The following is an 18107-nucleotide window of genomic DNA, read 5'->3' on the forward strand; positions in this document are numbered from 1 at the left end:
ATATATAAACCAAGTAAAGGAATCTTCCTTGCTTGGTTTATTTTTGGCATAATAGAAGCATACAAAGAGATCAAAGGAGCATACATACATGGATCATGAAGCAGCAGAACAACTAATCGAGCAATTACGAAACGGAGAAAAAGAAGAAGTGGTCATTTCGAAGGATGAGTTTACAAATTTCCGAGAAGTGCTTGTTAAACAAGCAGACAAAAAAGATTTTCGAGGCAACGCACAACATCGAGGGTCGGTCATTTATACGTATGAGCCTGGTTGGACGGCGTAAAAGATGGAAAAGAATGATGCTGTCGTAAAAGCGAATGAGTCTCTTTCTACGGTCGTGGTGAAGATGATTAAAGGGAACCATATTTCCATGAATGTGAAGAACGAGAACGGACGAAGGTTAGGCGAATTAGCTTTATCCGATGTCCGACAAGCCATTCAATCAGGTCGAGAGAGCGACTCTGCGATCACGCTTTTGCAAAATCGGCCGGAGACTGCCTCATCCAATCAATTTGAATCGTTATTAAAAAGCGAGATGTTTGCGATAGTAATGGATTCTCTATATGACGGTGTATATGTAACCGATGGAACAGGTGTGACGCTGAAAGTGAACCAAGCGTATGAACGAATCACCGGCATCCCTGCCCAGACCATTATTGGCATGCATATGCGAGACATGGAGAAAGCAGGCTATATTTCAAATTCAATCTCGCTTGAAGTGCTTAAACAGAAAAAAGTCGTGACTCGAATGCAACGCTTAGCAAGTGGTAGAAAAGCGATGGTGTCAGGTACACCTTCTTTTAATTCCGCTGGTGAAATTGAATATGTGGTCAGTACGGTTCGAGATATGACCGATCTTCTTCGTATGCAGGCTGAACTTGAAGATTTGAAAGAATGGCAAGCGGAACGAGCACATTACGTCATAAAGCAAGATAAGACATCGATTATTGCTGAAGATGAACAAACGATTTCGTTTTTGGCGAAAGCGCGTCGTGTGGCTCAGACGACGGCTACTGTTTGTCTGCTTGGTGAGAGTGGTGTTGGTAAGACGAAGGTCGCTACATACATTCACGAACATTCACAGCGACAGGACAAACCCTTCGTTGTTGTAAACTGTGGTGCAATTAGTGAGTCGTTAATTGAAGCAGAATTGTTCGGCTATGCGCCAGGTGCATTTACCGGTGCTTTAACGAAAGGAAAGAAAGGACTTGTTGAAGTGGCTCATGGTGGAACCTTGTTTCTTGATGAAGTTGGTGATCTACCATTAGCAACACAAGTAAAGCTCTTGAAAGTTCTCGATGATTCGTGTTTTACGCCTGTAGGCTCAACAGAGACGAAGCGCGTAGATGTTCGTTTTGTCTCAGCAACCAATCGCGACCTCAAGTCATTAGTGAAAAATGGACAAATGCGCGATGATTTTTATTATCGAATTGCGGTTGTGCCCCTTTCAATTGCACCGCTACGTCATCGACCGATGGAGATTCGCCGTCTAGCACATCTCTTCTTAAGCGAGTACAACGATCGTTATCAGCGCAATGTAACGTTAGATGAAGAAGCTTTACACGCTATACAGTCTTGGCAATGGCCAGGGAATATTCGAGAATTAAAGAACGCGATTGATTATGTCGTCGCGACAACACCTGTTGGGGTTGCCGGAAAAGATTCCTTGCCGAAGCCGTTATGGGAAGAAAGGCTAGACGAAGAGGATGGTCGTACGTTAAAGGATGTGCTCCAGTCTGTTGAGAAGCGGATGATTGAAGAAGCGATCATCATGCATAAAACGACACGCGCAGCAGCGAAAGCGTTAAATATTAGTCAAGCAGCACTCGTAACAAAACGGAAGGGTTACCGCGATGGTGATCACCAATGCGATCAATTGATCAGAAAATGAATCAATCTTTGTTCGTAGACCTTAGACATAAGCCGTTAAGGAGTTGGCATGGTTCTTGCTTAATCTTTTCTATAAAGATAGGGGGAATTAAAAATGAATCAACACCTTTTTAAAAGCGCTTACAAAATTTGGACGGGTGCTGGGGCAACCGCACAATTAAAACAAGAAGTGGAACGACTTCAAATGAATAACCCGCTAATTGTAAGTGATGGCATTATAAAAAAGGTAGGATTGCTCGACGAAGTGTGCGCAACGTTAGAAGGATTTTCGTATGGCACGTTTTTAGATGTTGAACCTGAGCCAGCATTTTCAGTTATTGAGGCATGTAAAGAAGTGTTTCTGGCTGGTGGCCATGATGGATTTATTGCCATCGGTGGAGGAAGTGCAATTGATACGGCGAAAGCGGCGTCCGTCTATGCGTCTTACGAAGGGTCTTTGCATGATTTTGTTGGTACGGATTTGGTGCCGCAAAAAGGAGCACCACTTATTGCGATTCCGACAACAGCCGGTACAGGGTCTGAAGTGACGAATATCGCCATTTTATCCGACAAAGATGCACAATTAAAAAAAGGGATTGCCAGTGATTATCTTTTGCCTGATGTCGCAATTGTGGCTCCGGAAATGACACGGACCGCTCCACAACATGTGACGGCAGCAAGCGGAATTGATGCGATGGTACATGGTATTGAAGCATATTTGTCGGTACATGCGTCGCCAATAACGGATGCATTAGCGCTTAAATCAATGACAATGATTGCGCGGAGCTTGCCAAAGGCGTACTCAAATGTGAACCATTTGGAAGCAAGAGAAGAAATGGCAACAGCAAGTTTAATGGCAGGAATGGCGTTTGGAAATGCAGGTGTTGGTGCGGTACATGCCTTGGCTTATCCTCTAGGTGGGCGTTTCCAAATGGCACATGGCGTCAGCAACGCTCTGCTCCTACCGTTTGTCATGGAAGTGAATAAACCAGCTTGTTTAGAGCGGCTAAAAGACATTGCCGATGCGCTAGGCGAGCAAACATCGGGCTTAAGTCTAAATGAAGCAGCAGATCGAGCGATTTTGGCCATGACACGCTTATGTGCGCAAGTGAAGATTCCAGCTAGTTTAAAAGAGTTTGATATTAAAGAAAGTGATTTAGAAGAGATGGCAGAAGATGCATCAAAGATTGATCGTCTATTAAAAAACAATCCTCGTCAACTGACGAAAGCTGAAATCTATGAGATCTATCAGGCTGCATATGTAGGACGGGTACAGCAATGAAATGGAAGCAGAGGCAGGATGGTCAAGAAACACCGTATCAACCACTAGGCCCATTTAAAATTCGTGTGCCGTTTTACCATTATCGATTTGAATGGCCTGACTATGTCCAAGGTTTGCTTATGTGTGCCGTTGATCTAGCTGCCATTCCTCTATTAATGGAACTGCTTGGCATGCCTTTTGAAGCAGCCTTGGCTGTTGTTATTTTGAATGGTCTTTTGTATTTAACACACCATTTATTAGGGGACCCAGTTGTGCCTGGTTGGATAACACCAGCCATTCCTTTAATCATGATCTATGTGTCTTCCTTTCCAGAAGATGAACGGGTCCATGCATTGATTGCCTTTCAGTTAACCCTCGGTCTACTATCAATCTTTCTAGGGGCGACAGGGTTAGTGAGCAAAGTTGTTCATGTTGTTCCTAGCGCCATTAAGTCTGGTGTGATTTTAGGCGCTGGAATTATTGCGGTCATTACAATCTTTGAAGTTGGTGGAAGGTTTGAATCATTCCCGTGGACGATATCGATTGCGATTGGAATCGGATTCTACTTGTTGTTTTCTAAACACTTTCAAAAATTAAAAGCGCGAGGTAAACTCTATGGTTTAATTGGTAAATTAGGTATTTTGCCAATTATTCTTCTTGCTGTTATCGTTGCACCTTTATTTGGAGAAGCCCCGTGGCCAAACATAGAATGGGGATTTTCGAAGCCAGATTTTATGACACTTTGGAGTGAGTATACGTTGTTTGGGGTAGGTTTCCCTCCTCTTATGATGTTTTTAACCTGTTTGCCAACGGTTTTTGCTGCTTACCTTGTGTTGTTTGGTGACATTTTGCAAGCAAAAGCAATTATTAAAGAAGCCGATGTGGTTCGTCAAGATGAAAAAGTCGATTACAATCCGAATCGTGCTCATCTTATTTTCGGCGGTCGAAATGGCATCATGAGTATCATCGGTCCAGATGTCACCATGGCAGGTCCGACTTGGGCGGCGATGCAAGTGGTGATTGCAGAGCGGTTTAAAGAAGGGAAGAGATCCATGCACTCCATTTTTGGAGGAATGGGATCGTTTCGGTTTGGGACAAACACGGGTTTATTGCTGTTGCCGATTGTGAGTTTAGTTGAGCCAATTCTTGGAGTAGCCATGGCGCTCACACTATTGATTCAAGGTTATGTGAGTGTAAGAATTGGAATATTAGAAGCGAAGAGTCAAAGAGACTTAGGGATAGCGGGAATAATTGCCGCGATTTTAGCGGTGAAAGGTGCTGCTTGGGCATTTGCCGCAGGGGTTATTTTATGTCTATTAATCTACGGTAAGCAATTTTTTAAAGGCGAAACCGATGAGACATTTGTAAAAGATCAAGATGAAGAAAAGAGAGGTGCGTAATCATGAAAAAAGGGTTGTTTATTAACAATGAGGTTGTTTGGGCAGACGATGTCATGGAGGTGGAGAATCCAGCCACTAAGGAAATCATTGGGACTGTTGCGAAAGCAGGAGCGAAAGAAGCGAGGGCTGCTGTGGATGCGGCTGCAGACGCCTTACAAGCTTGGAAAAGCAAAACAGCAGCTGAACGCAGTGAATACTTGATGGCATGGCACGCACGTATAAAAGAAGAAGAAGAGGCTCTTGGAGAAGGGATGACCCGTGAACAGGGGAAACCTCTAGCAGAAGCAATTGGGGAAATCCGTTATGCGAACAGTTTTCTCTCATGGTATGCAGAGGAAGGGAAACGAATTTATGGCGAAACCGTTCCAGCAAGCGCGCCGAACAAGCGAATTTTCGTGCAGAAACAAGCGATTGGTGTTATTGCGGCCATTACCCCGTGGAATTTTCCTGCTGCGATGTTAACCCGGAAATTAGGTCCGGCACTTGCGGCAGGTTGCACAGCTGTCGTTAAACCATCAGAACTGACGCCATTTACCGCTTATCGACTCACAGAACTTGCGTTGGAAGCAGGGATTCCAAAAGGGGTCATTAATGTGGTTACTGGTGATGCAGCAGCAATCGGAAAGACGTGGATGGAAGATGAGCGAGTTCGAAAAGTTTCGTTTACTGGATCAACCGCAGTTGGGAAATTGTTGATGCGACAAGCAGCAGATACTGTAAAAAAACTCTCGTTAGAATTGGGTGGGCATGCACCGTTTATCGTGACCGAACATGCAGACATCGCTAAAGCAGTAAAAGGATTGATGGGCTCGAAGTATCGTAATGGCGGGCAGACGTGTGTATGCGCAAACCGTGTTTACGTACATGAATCGATAAAAGAACCGTTCACTAAAGCGTTTATTAACGAAATGAGTGCTTTGAAGACCGGTAATGGTCTTTCCGCTGATTCCGATATTGGCCCCCTTGTCAATCAGAGTGCAGTAGAGAAAGTAGACAAACACCTCCGTGATGCGGAAGCACAAGGAGGAACTCTTGTTTATGGACAGGAACCAGAAGAGACAGATGGCTATTATCAAACGCCTGTAGTGGTAACGAATGCGACGGATGAGATGTTATGTATGAATGAAGAAACATTCGGTCCCCTCGCACCAATTGCTAGTTATCAAACGATTGAAGATGTGATCCAGCGAGCCAATCAAACTCCATTTGGTTTAGCTGCTTATGTGTATTCAAATGATCTGCCAGAAGCATTTACGATTTCTGAAGCGTTAGAGTATGGCATTGTCGGGTTAAATGATGGACTGCCATCGGTTGTTCAAGCGCCTTTTGGGGGAATGAAAGAAAGTGGCTTAGGGCGTGAAGGTGGACACTGGGGCATAGAGGAGTACTTGGAAGTAAAATATATTTCCATGCAGTTATAAGTAAATAGTCAACTGAGACACCAGCATGACGCGCAAGGGCGAATGATCCAGATGGACATTCGCTTATTGTTTCTTGTTCTTATCTGGAGATCGTTAGAATTCTTTTGTCCCACTTTGTCCACTTTTTTGTGCAAATTCTGTATAATATGAAAAAAGGGGGAGTAGAGTTGGAACTACTACAAGCGACAAAAGATGATTTAACAGGCGTGTCCCTTCTCTTTAACCAATACAGAATGTTCTATAACCAAGTGGATGACATGAATGGTGCAGAATCGTATATAAGAGAACGGTTACAGCAAGGGGATTCAGTCATTTTTGTTATGAAAGAAGGAGACACCTATTTAGGTTTCACCCAGCTGTACCCGACATTTTCATCAATCTCAATGAAAAAGGCTTGGATTCTCAATGATTTGTATGTACATGAAGAGGTACGAGGAAAAGGTGTCGCTGAATCGCTCTTGAATCGAGCGAAGACATTTGCTTTGGAGACTGAAGCAGTAAGTATTGCCTTAAGTACTGCGCCAGATAATCTTCCTGCACAACGATTGTATGAAAAACTTGGGTATGAGCGGGACGAGCAATTCTATCATTATGAATTAAATTTAGGTTGAAGAAGGTGTGAAGATGGCCAAGCTCGTTATTCTTTTTGGACCTCAAGCAGTTGGAAAGATGACGGTAGGAGAAGCGCTTGCTGAGCAGACATCACTAAAGCTTTTTCATAACCATATGTCCATTGATATGGTCGCACCGATTTTTGGATTCCAAGCCGAGACGTGGCGTTTAGTCGACCTGTTTAGAAAAGAAATGTTAATCAGTGGCGAAAAGTGATTTAGACGGGTTAATTTTTACATACGTTTGGGCGTTTGATCGTCAGGAAGATTGGGATTATATCGACAAAGTCACAAGCATATTTGAAGAAAACGGTGGTTCGATTTACTTTGTCGAGCTAGAGGCTGCATTCGCTGAGCGACTCGCTCGAAATAAAAGCACGTATCGGTTACAGCAAAAGCCAACGAAACGAGATGTCGATTTTTCAGAGAAAGAATTAAAAGAGAGTGCGCAGACCTACCGTTTAAATTCAGAAATTGGTGAATTAACCAAACCCTATTATTTACGAATAAACAATACAAATCGTACACCTAGCGATGTTGCTACAGAGATCAAGCGAACGTTTAACTTATAAAGGGAGGGATACTCTTATGCAATTTACGAATATCATAACAAGTGATGAAGCGTTTGAAGCCTTCTGTGAAGAAGTAGGAAAGCCAAGTGAGCTGGCAGCGAACAAAGTTATCTCTTCAATCGATGCGCACTGTGAAGCGTTTATCAAAAAATCTCCGTTTCTGACCATGGCATCGGCTAATAATAATGGAGAATGTGACGTAACACCAAGAGGGGATGATCCTGGTTTTGTTCACGTCGTTGATGAAAACTTTCTATTTATTCCTGAACGACCAGGAAACAAACGAATGGATTCAGCGCATAACATCTTATCAAATCCACATGTAGGGTTACTCTTTTTTATTCCTGGACTTGGCGAAACGCTAAGAATAAATGGGGAAGCTTTCATTTGTCGTGACCCAAAATTACTTGACGCATGTATGGCGAAAGGGAAGCGACCTCTTTTTGGCGTTTTGGTTGAAGTGAAGGAATGTTATATCCACTGTGCAAAGGCCTTTTTGCGCTCGGGCTTGTGGAAACCAGAATCTTGGATTGAGCAGGAAGAACGTCCATCCGTTGCAAAAATGATTAAAGCGCATACGGAATTTGATAAAAAGACGGAACAGGACATTGAACGATCACTAGAGGAAAGCTACGCGAAACGACTGTATTAGAGGTGTAGAAATGTCGAAAACGATAAACGACTTACATACGGGCGGGGAAATGAATGCAACGGTTCAGTTGTTTTATTCAATGATAGAAGAGAATTTTTTTCGTTTACAAGCAAGTCTACATACTACCACACAAGATGAGATTGATTACAAAGGGTTGGGAGATGAGGAAAATAGTATAGCTCAGCTCATTCGACATCTAGCATATGTTGATTTATGCTGGCTTTTTCGACTAAAGGGCCAACCTATTCCGGCAGAATACGAACAAAAGCTTGGACCAATGACAGATTTGAACGGTAACTTACCAAACGTACAAAAGGTACCGAAACGTGACTTGCTTGAAGATTATAGAATGTTTATAACGATGTTAAAAGAAGAATGTGAGCGACTTTCTGATAAAGAACTTGAACGTGTTGTTCCTTATGAAAATGGAGAAAAAGCCACCATTCGATGGGGATTGTGGCATATGTCCGACCATAGTCGGTACCATCAAGCTCATATAAATCGCTTAAGAGCGGACTTTTGCAGGAGCGTTACAAAATGATTAGAAAAGCAGTTGGTGCCATCGTCGTAACGAAGAACGCGTATGTATTAGTATGCAAGTCTTGGCAAAATACGAAGGATGGAAAAGAACGTATTGAAGACGAATGGGATATCGCCAAAGGTGGCGTTGAACGTGAGGATGAGACATTGGAAGCAGCTATTTTGCGTGAACTTTATGAAGAAACGGGTTCACATGCTTTTACCTTGAGAGACCAATTTACGGAAAAGCTAACCTTTGCATTTCCGTCAGAGGTCAAAAGGAAAATTGGTTTTACAGGACAAGAAACAACGGTTTTTTTGGTGGAGTTTACAGGTGACCTAGAAGATTTGACACCTAAAGATAAGGAAATTAGTAAGCTGAAAGCCGTTTGTCCAGACGAACTAATGGATTACTTAGCTCATGATGAGACGAAGCAATTTTTCCGGAAATATGTCTTGGGGGATGAATGTTGAAGGGCGGTGTTCATAGTTTAATTGTGAATTCAAACGTGGAAGAACGATGCGTTGAAACGAATCAGCGCATGGAAGCGTCCATTGAAGTAAACCTACCAACAAAGAACATGGAGGATCTCCTCAAAAAAGCCTATAAGCACTGGAGTGTTCTTACTCAAACCGTAAAACCACTTTCGTTTACCATTATACGAGAACAAAAAGAGGTGCGACTTACGACAAACGCCATCACCCTAGTCGTGAAAAATGAAACTCCACAAGGTGATGGTTGGCATGAATAAAATTGATGTTCCGATAGGATTTGTTTACAAATCCTATCGCTTCCGTGAGGCGTGTCTATTCAGGCAAACTTAATTGCCAAGACACACCATACTTATCATTGACCCAACCGAATTTCTTACTAAAGCCATAGTTGTCAATCGGCATGAGTGCTTCCCCGTCTTCCAGCAAAGCTTGGTAAAGTTGATCAATTTCTTTCTCTGTCTCACAGGTAAGAAAAATTGAAAGGGAAGGCGTAAATTCGAACGCATGGCGAACATGGCTATCAATACACATGAATTCTTGTCCATTTAAAGAAAAACGCGCTTGAATGACGGTTCCTGCTTTTCCTGGTCCATTTTCATCATAACGTGCAATCTCTTTAATCTCAGAATCCTCAATGAGGGATGTGTAGAAGTTCATTGCTTCTTCAGCATCGCCGTTTTGAAACATTAAAAAAGGTGTTACGTCTTTCATTGTTTTCAACTCCTCTATACTTCTATCGTCAGTGCGGCACGAAACCCTCTCGCGCTATAATAAGAGGATGCGCCGTTATGATAAACGAAAACTTGTCCATAGCGATAATCGCAAAAAAGCGCACCTCCACGTTCGCGAATGGCCATTGGGGTTTGAATCCAGCTAGATGTTTTTAAATCAAATTCTCCGTACTGTTGCAATGTACGATACTGCTGTTCAGTGAGTAGTGTAACTCCCATAGCTGCCGCCATATCCACGGCATTGTGTGAGGGCTTATTCTTTTTACGTGATTCTAGTGCTTCTAAATCATAACAAGTGCTCCTGCGACCGGCTGGGCTTTCCTTTGAGCAATCAATAAACATGTATTCGTTTCGTTCAGGGTCTACAAGCACGATGTCAGGTTCCCCTCCTGTTTTTTCCATTTCATTCACTGACCATAATTTACTTGGTTGGGAACGTAATGTCGATTGCACGCCTTCCCATTCTATTTCTTCATGCCGGTTCTTATTATCATGAAAGCGTTCTTCCAATCGGTTTAAAACCTCTTCCGTTTCCCTTACTGAAAGCTCATTCTGCATGTATGCTACCTCCAAATGGGGTGTTGCGTTTTCATGACTATCTCTAGTTTAAACGATCCTGTCAACTTTCATAACTAATTGAATCAGGAGGGAATGTGGAAAAGATAAGAAGTACCTCGACTGGTTCTCAAAATGAGAGAAAAACCTAAAGTCTATTTAACTTTAGGCTTAATGGGGAAGGGAGAGGTTGTTTTCATTCAGGCTCTCTACATGTTGCGGTAATGCTTCGATAAACTGATACGTTTGTGGTGCACGGTTACGAAGGAATGTTTTCATTTCTTCGTTTACATAATAGTAAGCCATCGCTTCAGCAAGGTATTCCTCAGGATAGGCAAAATAGTAAAAGGTGTTATGGTCATGAAAAAGTGCCGCATATTCCTCTTCGTGAATAGATAAAAAAGAATCTGATGAACTGATTTGCTCGTCAGCAGCATAAAAATCAATTGCATGGCTAAACTCGTGAAGTTCTAAATTAATCGTTGAGTGACCCATTCCTGCGTTGCTATAGCCAATGCGAGCAGCAGAATGAAGTCCCCCTACTCCAGGAACGTCATCCCACGTTAACCCTGTGTTTTCCCATCCGCGCGGGACAACGCCTCTTAGATGTTCCCACTCAGGTAAATCTGTTAACGGGAAGTCCATTAATATGAGCGATACACCAGCATTTAAAGCAGGCTCAATTAAACGTTCATCCATTTTTCCGATTCGGTCAATCATAGCTTGAGCTTCTACTTGATTGTATTGATCATGATAAGCTCGTACTTCTATAAGTTCTTGGTGTAATGGAGAAACATAAGAATGATTATGTGAGAAATCTTTTGCGGCTGATGTAGGGGTTGGATCAAAAAGAGTCGTAAGAATGACGAAGGCTGCAACTGGAACGAGTGAGGCTTTGATTTTAGACATTATGCTAGCACTCCTTTTCAGTATTTAAGAATGTAATACCCCATTTTATGGGAGAAAAAAAGTATTATTACTAGATACATTCTTTCAAATAGCAAAAACACCTTTTTCCAGTGTGGTAAAAGGTGTGTAAGAGCTAGCTTTTTGGTAAGGAAAAGCCTTTCCCTATAATTTCAGACGCGCTTAGAAAGACGACGAATGAATTCGCATCTTGCGCTTGGATTAATTCTTTTAAATAGACGGCTTCTGCTTGGTCAACGACTGTAAACAATAACGATTTCCTCGTTTTTGAATAGCCTCCTTCAGACCAAACTTTTGTCACGCCGCGATCAATTTCATTGTAAATCATATCGGTTACAAACTGGTCATGTTCCGTTATGATTAGGACAAGTTTTGAATTGGTTGACCGTAATAGCACAAAATCAATGACTTTACTGCCGATAAATAGTGCCACCATTGCATAAAGAGCGAGTTCTAAATTAAATACAATCATTGCCGCTACAACAATAACCCCATCAATGATAAGCTGGGCAAATCCACTAGAAATATTAAAGTACTTCCTCATAATTTGACTAATAATCGTTGTTCCGCCAGTAGAACCATTCCCTTTAAAGACGAGTCCGAGACCAACCCCGAAAAGAATGCCACCATAAACAGATGCAAGAAAAGGATCTGTAACAGAAAACGTTTTAAAAGACGTTAACCAAATAAAAACAGGTAGAATAAACGTGCCAACTAACGTTTTGGCACTAAAACTTTTTCCAAGAATGGCGAAACCGACAAAAAACAACGGTACGTTAATAATTAATTGAACGACTGCAGGAGTAAATCCATACATATCGTTTAAAATAATGCTAATCCCACTTACCCCACCAGCAGCTAGGCTAGCTGGAAGCATAAAAAGGTTAAAAGCTAATGCAACAATAAATGTTCCGAGAATGATTAAAGAATAAGACCTTAATTCAGAAACTTGTTTCATATAAAACAAACCTCAATTCTATAGTTCAACTAAAATGTGCGTTCATTCACCAATTTCTTAATATATACGAATGTTCGTCTAGATTCAACATTCTTTTTAGATTTTGTTCGTTTTGTTACGTTTATCCTTAAAAAGCCTGCATAAGTTTTAATAACCAGCTTTTTAGCGGAGTGTGACCTATCAATTTTTAAGTGAGTGTGGTTCAATAGTATTAAAATTTGATACAGATTAAGGAGCAGATTAGCCTTGTTACATATTCATATTGTTGCACCTTATTCTGCGATGGTACCGGTTCTTAGCGACTGCATTCCGCTCTTTCCATCCGTTACCATTACGCATTCGGTTGGAGATTTAAAGAAGGGTGTTGAAACGGCGCTGGCAAAAGAAGGAGAAGGTGTCGATCTTATCATCAGTCGAGGCGGGACGGCGAAGTTAATTAAGAAAGCTGTATCTGTGCCGGTGATTGACATTCAGCTTTCTGGCTACGATCTAACCCGATCACTAACATTGGCAAGTAAATTAAATGAAAAGACAGCCGTGGTAGGCTTTCAAAATATTACAGCTGGCGCTTCATCCATCATAAAATTATTAAATTTACCGATTAACGTCTATACAGTGAACGCAGCTAATGAAGTAGCCCCATTGTTAATCAAACTAAAACAAGCAGGTTATCATCATGTTTTAGGGGACGTCATTACAGTGAATACATCTCAAGAAGTGGGATTAAGAGGGATGTTGCTACAATCTGGAAAAGAATCCGTTGCGCGATCTATTGAAGAAGCCATTCACTTATTGCGCACCATATCCCAACAAACCATTATAAATAAAGTGATGAAAACATTATTAATTGATGAATATCGAAATATTGTCATGTTTGATGAAGATGATTCATTTATTTATAAGCACTTTGAAGATTTTCACGACCCATTAGACTCGACTGAATGGGCATTGCTTCATACAAGTTTAGCAATAAAAAAAGAAGTAAAAGAAACCTATACAAAAGACAAAGGGCGTATTCAAGTAAAGGGCCAACTAATTGATGATCATTTCAAAGTTTATACATTAAGATGGTTGAAGCACAGGTTACATGTAAAAGGGGTCATTGAGAAATTAGTCTTAAATAAGGAGCCTATTGCGCTTTCAACGGTGTCTTCAGCAAATCGATTTCGGATGTTGCAACATCTTTTTCGAGAAAACGCGCGTATTTTGTTAACTGGTGAGAAAGGTACAGGGAAAAGCTTTTTATCTAAGCAACTTCACGTTCTTGAGAATAGGGATGACTTCTTTCTTATCATTGATGCCGAAATATTTGAATTGGCAGAGGTTGATCACATTTGGACGGTTGATCCGAAAACAATTGTAGTAGAGAATGTAAATCCTACTAAACATGAAGATCTCGTAACCGTTTTTGTGTCAAAAAGTGAACAATATGGAAATCGTTTAATCGTTCATAGTGAAGAAAAATGGGACGAAGAGCGACTTGAAGAATTAAAGATGAGACATGTTCACTTACCGAAACTATCAGAGCGAGTGGAAGATATAAGCGATTTAGCTACATATTTTTTAGCAGATTATCATCAAAAATATGGGACAAGACCAGTGAGAATTGCTGAAGACGCCCTTCATTACTTGGAAGAGATCTCATACAAACATCATATTAAGAGTTTACGTCAGCTTGTAAAAAAAGCGTCATTAGATGAGAGAGATTATTTACTAAGTAAAGAAGCACTCGTTCAAGCTAATGGACGTACAACAGCTGAGGGAAATAATGATTTCCCTATTGATGGGACGTTAAAAGAGATAGAGAAAGCAATCATTGAACAAGTGTTAAGAGACGAAAACCAAAATCAAACCCAGGCAGCAAAGCGATTAGGGATTAATCGGGCAACATTATGGAGAAAACTTAAAGAGTAACATCTTTAGGTTTTTCTTTTTGTTTCATGTGTTGCATTATTAAACAATTTACTATAATTGTAGATTTATTGAATAAAAAGTGTTGCAATATTAATCTTTATCTTTTATGATTCAAGTAACTTATAAGTGAAAGCGTTTCAAATGTGAGGGGAGAATCATTATGAAAATTAAAGCTTTTTTGGACCGTGTACCAGGGGGCATGATGGTTGTGCCGCTATTGTTAGCAGCAACCATTAATACATTTTTTCCGAATGCATTAAGAATTGGGGGATTCACTGAGGCTTTATTCGTAAACAGTTCAAGTGCACTTATTGCTCTGTTTTTATTAATAGCAGGAACACAAATTACTTTTAAAACAGCGGGAACATCCGTAAAAAAAGGATTAACGTTGCTTACATTTAAATGGGGGATTGGTGCAGGAGTTGGATTACTCGCCATTATTCTTGCAGATTCGAATGGTTTATTTTTAGGACTTGCGCCAATCGCAATTATTGCCGCAATGACAAATTCGAATGGCGGACTTTATATTGCTTTGGCAGGCCAGTATGGAAAAGAAGACGATAAAGCAGCTTATCCATTTTTGGCATTAAGTGATGGTCCGTTCTTAACAATGGTAGCGTTAGCAATCTTTGGGACGATGGGCTTTGCGCAAGGGATGTTCTCACCAATTGACTTTGTCGCTGTACTACTTCCGTTATTAATTGGAATCGCAATTGGTAACATTGATAAAGATATGGGTGACTTTTTATATAAAGGTAGCGACAAGCTTGTACCGTTCTTTGCTTTTTCACTCGGTATGGGTATTAACTTTACAGCCATCATTCAAGGTGGCATTAGTGGAATCTTATTAGGTGTATTAACGGTCTTACTTACTGGTGGAATTGGTTATTTTGTGTTTAAATGGATCGGCTGGAATCCAATTGTTGGATCAGCAGAAGGATCTACAGCGGGAAATGCAGTGGGAACGCCAATGGCAATTGCAACAGCGAATGCATCTTTTATGCCAATGGCTGAGATTGCTACGGTACAAGTTGCGGCAAGTGTCGTGACCACCGCCATATTACTCCCAATCTTTATTGGGGTTTTAGCACGGCGACTGGAAAAGAAAACAGGTAAGCCTATAAATGAAATAAACGCAACCATGTAGGGGATCGTTGAAGGAGAGGAACTATGAATTTAGCAATCATCGCTGACGACTTAACAGGAGCCAACGATAGCGGCGTTCAATTAGCGAAGTATGGATTAAAGACAGCGGTCTTTTTTAAAGAAGATAAACGTTATCTTGGGGATAACGACGCGGTTGTGTTTGATACAGATAGTCGTGCTATTCGTTCGCATGAAGCAGAAAAAGCTGTGTCGAGCGTGACGAAATTTTTATTGAAACAAGGCGTTACAACCATATACAAAAAAATTGATTCAACTATGCGTGGCAATGTTGGTGCTGAATTAGTAGGTCTTCAAAAAGAGTACAAGCAGGACTTTATTATTGTTGCTCCCGGCTACCCAACGAATGGGCGAACGGTGGTTGACGGACACCATTATTTAAATGGAAGAAAATTATCCGAGACAGAAATTGCGAATGACCCGGTTACTCCGGTGTTAGAATCTCATTTGCCAACACTTTTAGGCGAACAACTACGTACAGAAGTTGGTCTTATCACAACATCAGAACTACGTGATTCTAGTTTGTTTCACGACAAATTAAATCAGTTTAAAGAAGATCAAACGGTTTATATTGTGATTGATTCAGAAACGGATGAAGACCTTCAACTTCTATTAAAAGAAGTGAAACGTACGCCTTTTAAAGTGGGGCTCGTTGGGTCGGCTGGATTAGCGAATCATCTGCCCACACATTATGGCTTAGAACAAAAAACAAATGACTTTCAAGTTACCGATCGCAAAAAAGCGATTCTGACGGTAGTGGGCAGCGTGAATGTTCAATCACGTAAACAACTACATCAACTGCTAGAGAATAAAAAAGTAGAAGCGATTGAAGTCGCATCATTTAAGGCGGTTTCGGATGATAAGACTCGACAAACCGAAATTGAACGTGTTTACTGTACAGCGAAAAAATTAGCGTTTGAAGGCCATGATGTCGTTCTTTATTCAGCAGGAGAGAAAAGCGATATTGAACATGCACGACGAGTTGGCAACTTGCATGGGTACACGTATTCGGAAACGAGTAGTGAAATTGTTCACATGATGGGCGAAATATCAGCAAGACTACTAAAAGCAAAACTTTTTCAAGGTGTGGTTATGACCGGTGGAGATACCGCGAAGAAAATTTGTGAGCACTGGCGAGTGACGGGATTCCAACTTTACGATGAGCTTGAAGTAGGCGTACCAATCTCCACGTTTATAGGTGTAAAAGGTCTTTTCGCCATAACAAAAGCAGGTGGATTTGGAAAAGAGAATGTTTTAATTGATTCAATCGATAAATTAAAGGGTGAGAAAAAATGAATAAAGTAAAGCCAATCGTTGGGATTACAATGGGCGATGCAGCAGGAATTGGACCTGAGATTATTGCCAAAGCACTTAGTCATAGCGCTGTATACGAGGAATGTCGTCCTCTTGTAATCGGGGATGCGAAAATCATTGAAAAAGCGATTCGCATTACAGGTATTTCTGCTAGGCTAAATATCGTGAGTGAACCTGAGCAAGCCGAGTTCAATCATGGCACAATTGACATCATTGATCTGAATTTGTTACCAGAAGACACAGCGTTCGGAGAAGTGGCAGCTGTCGTTGGAGATGCGGCGTATCAGTATCTTGCAAAAGCTGTTTCACTTGCGCAAGAGCACAAAATCAATTCGATATGTACAGCTCCACTTAATAAAGAAGCACTCCACAAAGGCGGGCACCTTTATCCGGGTCATACGGAAATTCTTGCTACTTTAACGGACACAGAAGATTATTCGATGATGCTGACAACGCCGAACTTGCGTGTCATTCACTTAACAACGCACGTTGGTTTAATTAAAGCGATTGAAAGTATCACTCCAGAGCGGACTTATACCGTTGTGAAATTGGCCCACGAGACGTTGAAAAATGCTGGCATCGAAAGCCCGAGAGTAGCGGTTTGCGGCATTAACCCTCATGCGGGGGAAAATGGATTGTTTGGGAATGGAGAAGAAGAAGAAAAGTTACTTCCTGGTATCCAACGAGCGCAAGCAGAAGGTATCCATGTTGAAGGTCCATACCCAGCGGACACGCTTTTCTTCCGAGCGGGACGTGGCGATTTTGATATCGTCGTTGCGTGTTACCACGATCAAGGTCATGCGCCAATTAAAGTAATGGGGATTGAAGAAGGTGTCAATATTACCGTTGGATTAAAGGGTGGTATTATTCGTACGTCTGTTGATCACGGTACTGCTTTTGATATTGCTGGAAAGAACATTGCAGATGAAAAAAGTATGATCGTGGCAATTCAATCTGCAAGTGAACTTGCGCCCATCTGGGATGAAACAACCTAATGTCGAATAACCTCCATATTTGGAGGTTATTTTTTGTTTCAAAATATGGAAAAAAGGTATGGGTTTATAGAACGATGACGTAGCTCAACGAATAATCCCCCTTGCAAACGAGTGTAGAAGGAATTCAATTATCATTCATACAATGAGGAGGAAAAAACATTGTCTGCCACGAGAGAAACGTTTTTAGAAATGATTAAAGGTGAGATTATCAAACTATGGGAAAGTCATCGGATTTTACCATCGGTAGCTGCCGCACAAGCGGCACATGAGAGTGATAATGGGCGTTCGCAAATTGCAAATGAAGCAAATAACTTTTTTGGATTGAAAGCAAGGAACTCAGAATGCCCAAAAGAAGGTTCTAAACCTGTTGCCATCAATGATCCGGTTTGGACTGGTGAGGTTCGCTGTTTTTCTACCCATGAATACTGGGATGGAGAGGAAGCCGTTCGTGCCAATGAACCGTTCCGAGTTTTCCAGACCTGGCAACAATCGGTTAGTGGTTATGGAGATTTCTTGCATGAAGTGGACTTTTATGACGATGCATTTGGTCGTACGGACCCGGAAGAGTTTATACGAGCACTAATGGATGGAGGTTATGCAACAGATCCAGCTTATGTCGAACACATCATGCGAATCATTTCCGAATATGGATTAACAGAGTGGGATCGTGATGTGTTTAATGAGGGAGCGAATAAAAGTGGTGCAAGTAAAAAATAAAAAACTTACGAGAAGCTCAATAAGGGCTGTCT

19 protein-coding genes and 1 pseudogene are annotated in these 18107 nt (G+C 41.3%); 16 read left to right on the forward strand and 4 right to left on the reverse strand.

Annotated features, from left to right (window positions below):
* Positions 1-88: 88 nt before the first annotated feature.
* The 11 genes and pseudogenes from ABC361_RS01725 to ABC361_RS01775 all read left to right on the forward strand — a co-directional run bounded on the left by ABC361_RS01725 (position 89) and on the right by ABC361_RS01775 (position 9057).
* The gene (locus ABC361_RS01725; RefSeq protein ID WP_413072372.1) at positions 89-283 is read left to right on the forward strand and encodes a hypothetical protein; all 195 of its coding nucleotides are present in this window, start codon (positions 89-91) and stop codon (positions 281-283) included.
* Between the two features lie 3 nt (positions 284-286).
* Positions 287-1891, forward strand: a complete 1605-nt coding sequence (locus ABC361_RS01730) for a sigma-54 interaction domain-containing protein (RefSeq protein ID WP_413072373.1) — start codon at positions 287-289, stop codon at positions 1889-1891.
* A gap of 93 nt (positions 1892-1984) precedes the next feature.
* On the forward strand, positions 1985-3151 hold the full coding sequence (locus ABC361_RS01735; RefSeq protein ID WP_413072374.1) for an iron-containing alcohol dehydrogenase: 1167 nt from the start codon (positions 1985-1987) through the stop codon (positions 3149-3151).
* A complete protein-coding gene (locus ABC361_RS01740; protein WP_413072375.1) occupies positions 3148-4530 on the forward strand; it encodes a permease family protein in 1383 nt (460 codons plus the stop codon). The genes ABC361_RS01735 and ABC361_RS01740 overlap by 4 nt, the downstream gene beginning before the upstream one ends.
* Positions 4531-4544: 14 nt before the next feature.
* A complete protein-coding gene (locus ABC361_RS01745; RefSeq protein ID WP_413075699.1) occupies positions 4545-5951 on the forward strand; it encodes an NAD-dependent succinate-semialdehyde dehydrogenase in 1407 nt (468 codons plus the stop codon).
* 167 nt (positions 5952-6118) lie between these two features.
* Entirely contained in the window at positions 6119-6562 is a 444-nt protein-coding gene (locus ABC361_RS01750; RefSeq protein WP_413072376.1) for a GNAT family N-acetyltransferase, read from the forward strand.
* Positions 6563-6575: 13 nt separating this feature from the next.
* Positions 6576-7134: pseudogene (locus ABC361_RS01755) on the forward strand (DEAD/DEAH box helicase family protein).
* A gap of 16 nt (positions 7135-7150) precedes the next feature.
* Positions 7151-7786, forward strand: a complete 636-nt coding sequence (locus ABC361_RS01760; protein ID WP_413072377.1) for a pyridoxamine 5'-phosphate oxidase family protein — start codon at positions 7151-7153, stop codon at positions 7784-7786.
* A gap of 10 nt (positions 7787-7796) precedes the next feature.
* A complete protein-coding gene (locus ABC361_RS01765; RefSeq protein ID WP_413072378.1) occupies positions 7797-8327 on the forward strand; it encodes a DinB family protein in 531 nt (176 codons plus the stop codon).
* Positions 8324-8779, forward strand: a complete 456-nt coding sequence (locus ABC361_RS01770) for an NUDIX domain-containing protein (RefSeq protein ID WP_413072379.1) — start codon at positions 8324-8326, stop codon at positions 8777-8779. Before ABC361_RS01765 ends, ABC361_RS01770 begins: the two co-directional genes overlap by 4 nt.
* Complete coding sequence (locus ABC361_RS01775; RefSeq protein WP_413072380.1) at positions 8773-9057, forward strand: hypothetical protein; 285 nt, start codon at positions 8773-8775, stop codon at positions 9055-9057. Before ABC361_RS01770 ends, ABC361_RS01775 begins: the two co-directional genes overlap by 7 nt.
* A 55-nt stretch (positions 9058-9112) precedes the next feature.
* Here the strand turns inward: ABC361_RS01775 and ABC361_RS01780 are convergent, their stop codons facing one another.
* From ABC361_RS01780 to ABC361_RS01795, 4 genes are all read right to left on the reverse strand, one after another.
* Entirely contained in the window at positions 9113-9511 is a 399-nt protein-coding gene (locus tag ABC361_RS01780; RefSeq protein WP_413072381.1) for a VOC family protein, read from the reverse strand.
* 14 nt (positions 9512-9525) lie between these two features.
* On the reverse strand, positions 9526-10089 hold the full coding sequence (locus ABC361_RS01785) for a DUF4256 domain-containing protein (RefSeq protein WP_413072382.1): 564 nt from the start codon (positions 10087-10089) through the stop codon (positions 9526-9528).
* 168 nt (positions 10090-10257) lie between these two features.
* Positions 10258-10995, reverse strand: coding sequence for an anthrax toxin lethal factor-related metalloendopeptidase (locus ABC361_RS01790; RefSeq protein WP_413072383.1), 738 nt, complete (start codon positions 10993-10995; stop codon positions 10258-10260).
* A gap of 133 nt (positions 10996-11128) precedes the next feature.
* Entirely contained in the window at positions 11129-11971 is an 843-nt protein-coding gene (locus ABC361_RS01795; protein ID WP_413072384.1) for a YitT family protein, read from the reverse strand.
* A 246-nt stretch (positions 11972-12217) separates the two neighbouring features.
* Here ABC361_RS01795 and ABC361_RS01800 point away from each other — a divergent pair, with 246 nt between their 5' ends.
* The 5 genes from ABC361_RS01800 to ABC361_RS01820 all read left to right on the forward strand — a co-directional run bounded on the left by ABC361_RS01800 (position 12218) and on the right by ABC361_RS01820 (position 18075).
* On the forward strand, positions 12218-13885 hold the full coding sequence (locus ABC361_RS01800) for a sigma-54-dependent transcriptional regulator (protein ID WP_413072385.1): 1668 nt from the start codon (positions 12218-12220) through the stop codon (positions 13883-13885).
* 160 nt (positions 13886-14045) lie between these two features.
* The gene (locus ABC361_RS01805; protein WP_413072386.1) at positions 14046-15032 is read left to right on the forward strand and encodes a 2-keto-3-deoxygluconate permease; all 987 of its coding nucleotides are present in this window, start codon (positions 14046-14048) and stop codon (positions 15030-15032) included.
* Positions 15033-15055: 23 nt separating this feature from the next.
* Positions 15056-16345 carry a four-carbon acid sugar kinase family protein gene (locus tag ABC361_RS01810; protein WP_413072387.1) on the forward strand — a complete coding sequence of 430 codons (1290 nt, stop codon included), beginning with the start codon at positions 15056-15058 and terminating at the stop codon, positions 16343-16345.
* The gene (gene pdxA, locus ABC361_RS01815) at positions 16342-17358 is read left to right on the forward strand and encodes a 4-hydroxythreonine-4-phosphate dehydrogenase PdxA (protein WP_413072388.1); all 1017 of its coding nucleotides are present in this window, start codon (positions 16342-16344) and stop codon (positions 17356-17358) included. The genes ABC361_RS01810 and pdxA overlap by 4 nt, the downstream gene beginning before the upstream one ends.
* A 159-nt stretch (positions 17359-17517) precedes the next feature.
* Positions 17518-18075, forward strand: coding sequence for a glycoside hydrolase family 73 protein (locus tag ABC361_RS01820; protein ID WP_413072389.1), 558 nt, complete (start codon positions 17518-17520; stop codon positions 18073-18075).
* Positions 18076-18107 lie beyond the last annotated feature (32 nt).

The organism is Shouchella phoenicis (assembly GCF_047238345.1).
In the GTDB taxonomy this organism is placed as follows: domain Bacteria; phylum Bacillota; class Bacilli; order Bacillales; family Bacillaceae_D; genus Shouchella.

Excerpts from the sequence above, each read along its gene's own strand:
- ABC361_RS01725 (WP_413072372.1), top strand. The coding sequence starts at position 89 with ATGGATCATGAAGCAGCAGAACAACTAATCGAGCAATTACGAAACGGA.
- ABC361_RS01730 (WP_413072373.1), top strand. The coding sequence starts at position 287 with ATGGAAAAGAATGATGCTGTCGTAAAAGCGAATGAGTCTCTTTCTACG.
- ABC361_RS01735 (WP_413072374.1), top strand. The coding sequence starts at position 1,985 with ATGAATCAACACCTTTTTAAAAGCGCTTACAAAATTTGGACGGGTGCT.
- ABC361_RS01740 (WP_413072375.1), top strand. The coding sequence starts at position 3,148 with ATGAAATGGAAGCAGAGGCAGGATGGTCAAGAAACACCGTATCAACCA.
- ABC361_RS01760 (WP_413072377.1), top strand. The coding sequence starts at position 7,151 with ATGCAATTTACGAATATCATAACAAGTGATGAAGCGTTTGAAGCCTTC.
- ABC361_RS01765 (WP_413072378.1), top strand. The coding sequence starts at position 7,797 with ATGTCGAAAACGATAAACGACTTACATACGGGCGGGGAAATGAATGCA.
- ABC361_RS01770 (WP_413072379.1), top strand. The coding sequence starts at position 8,324 with ATGATTAGAAAAGCAGTTGGTGCCATCGTCGTAACGAAGAACGCGTAT.
- ABC361_RS01775 (WP_413072380.1), top strand. The coding sequence starts at position 8,773 with ATGTTGAAGGGCGGTGTTCATAGTTTAATTGTGAATTCAAACGTGGAA.
- ABC361_RS01780 (WP_413072381.1), bottom strand. The coding sequence starts at position 9,511 with ATGAAAGACGTAACACCTTTTTTAATGTTTCAAAACGGCGATGCTGAA.
- ABC361_RS01785 (WP_413072382.1), bottom strand. The coding sequence starts at position 10,089 with ATGCAGAATGAGCTTTCAGTAAGGGAAACGGAAGAGGTTTTAAACCGA.
- ABC361_RS01790 (WP_413072383.1), bottom strand. The coding sequence starts at position 10,995 with ATGTCTAAAATCAAAGCCTCACTCGTTCCAGTTGCAGCCTTCGTCATT.
- ABC361_RS01795 (WP_413072384.1), bottom strand. The coding sequence starts at position 11,971 with ATGAAACAAGTTTCTGAATTAAGGTCTTATTCTTTAATCATTCTCGGA.
- ABC361_RS01805 (WP_413072386.1), top strand. The coding sequence starts at position 14,046 with ATGAAAATTAAAGCTTTTTTGGACCGTGTACCAGGGGGCATGATGGTT.
- ABC361_RS01810 (WP_413072387.1), top strand. The coding sequence starts at position 15,056 with ATGAATTTAGCAATCATCGCTGACGACTTAACAGGAGCCAACGATAGC.
- pdxA (WP_413072388.1), top strand. The coding sequence starts at position 16,342 with ATGAATAAAGTAAAGCCAATCGTTGGGATTACAATGGGCGATGCAGCA.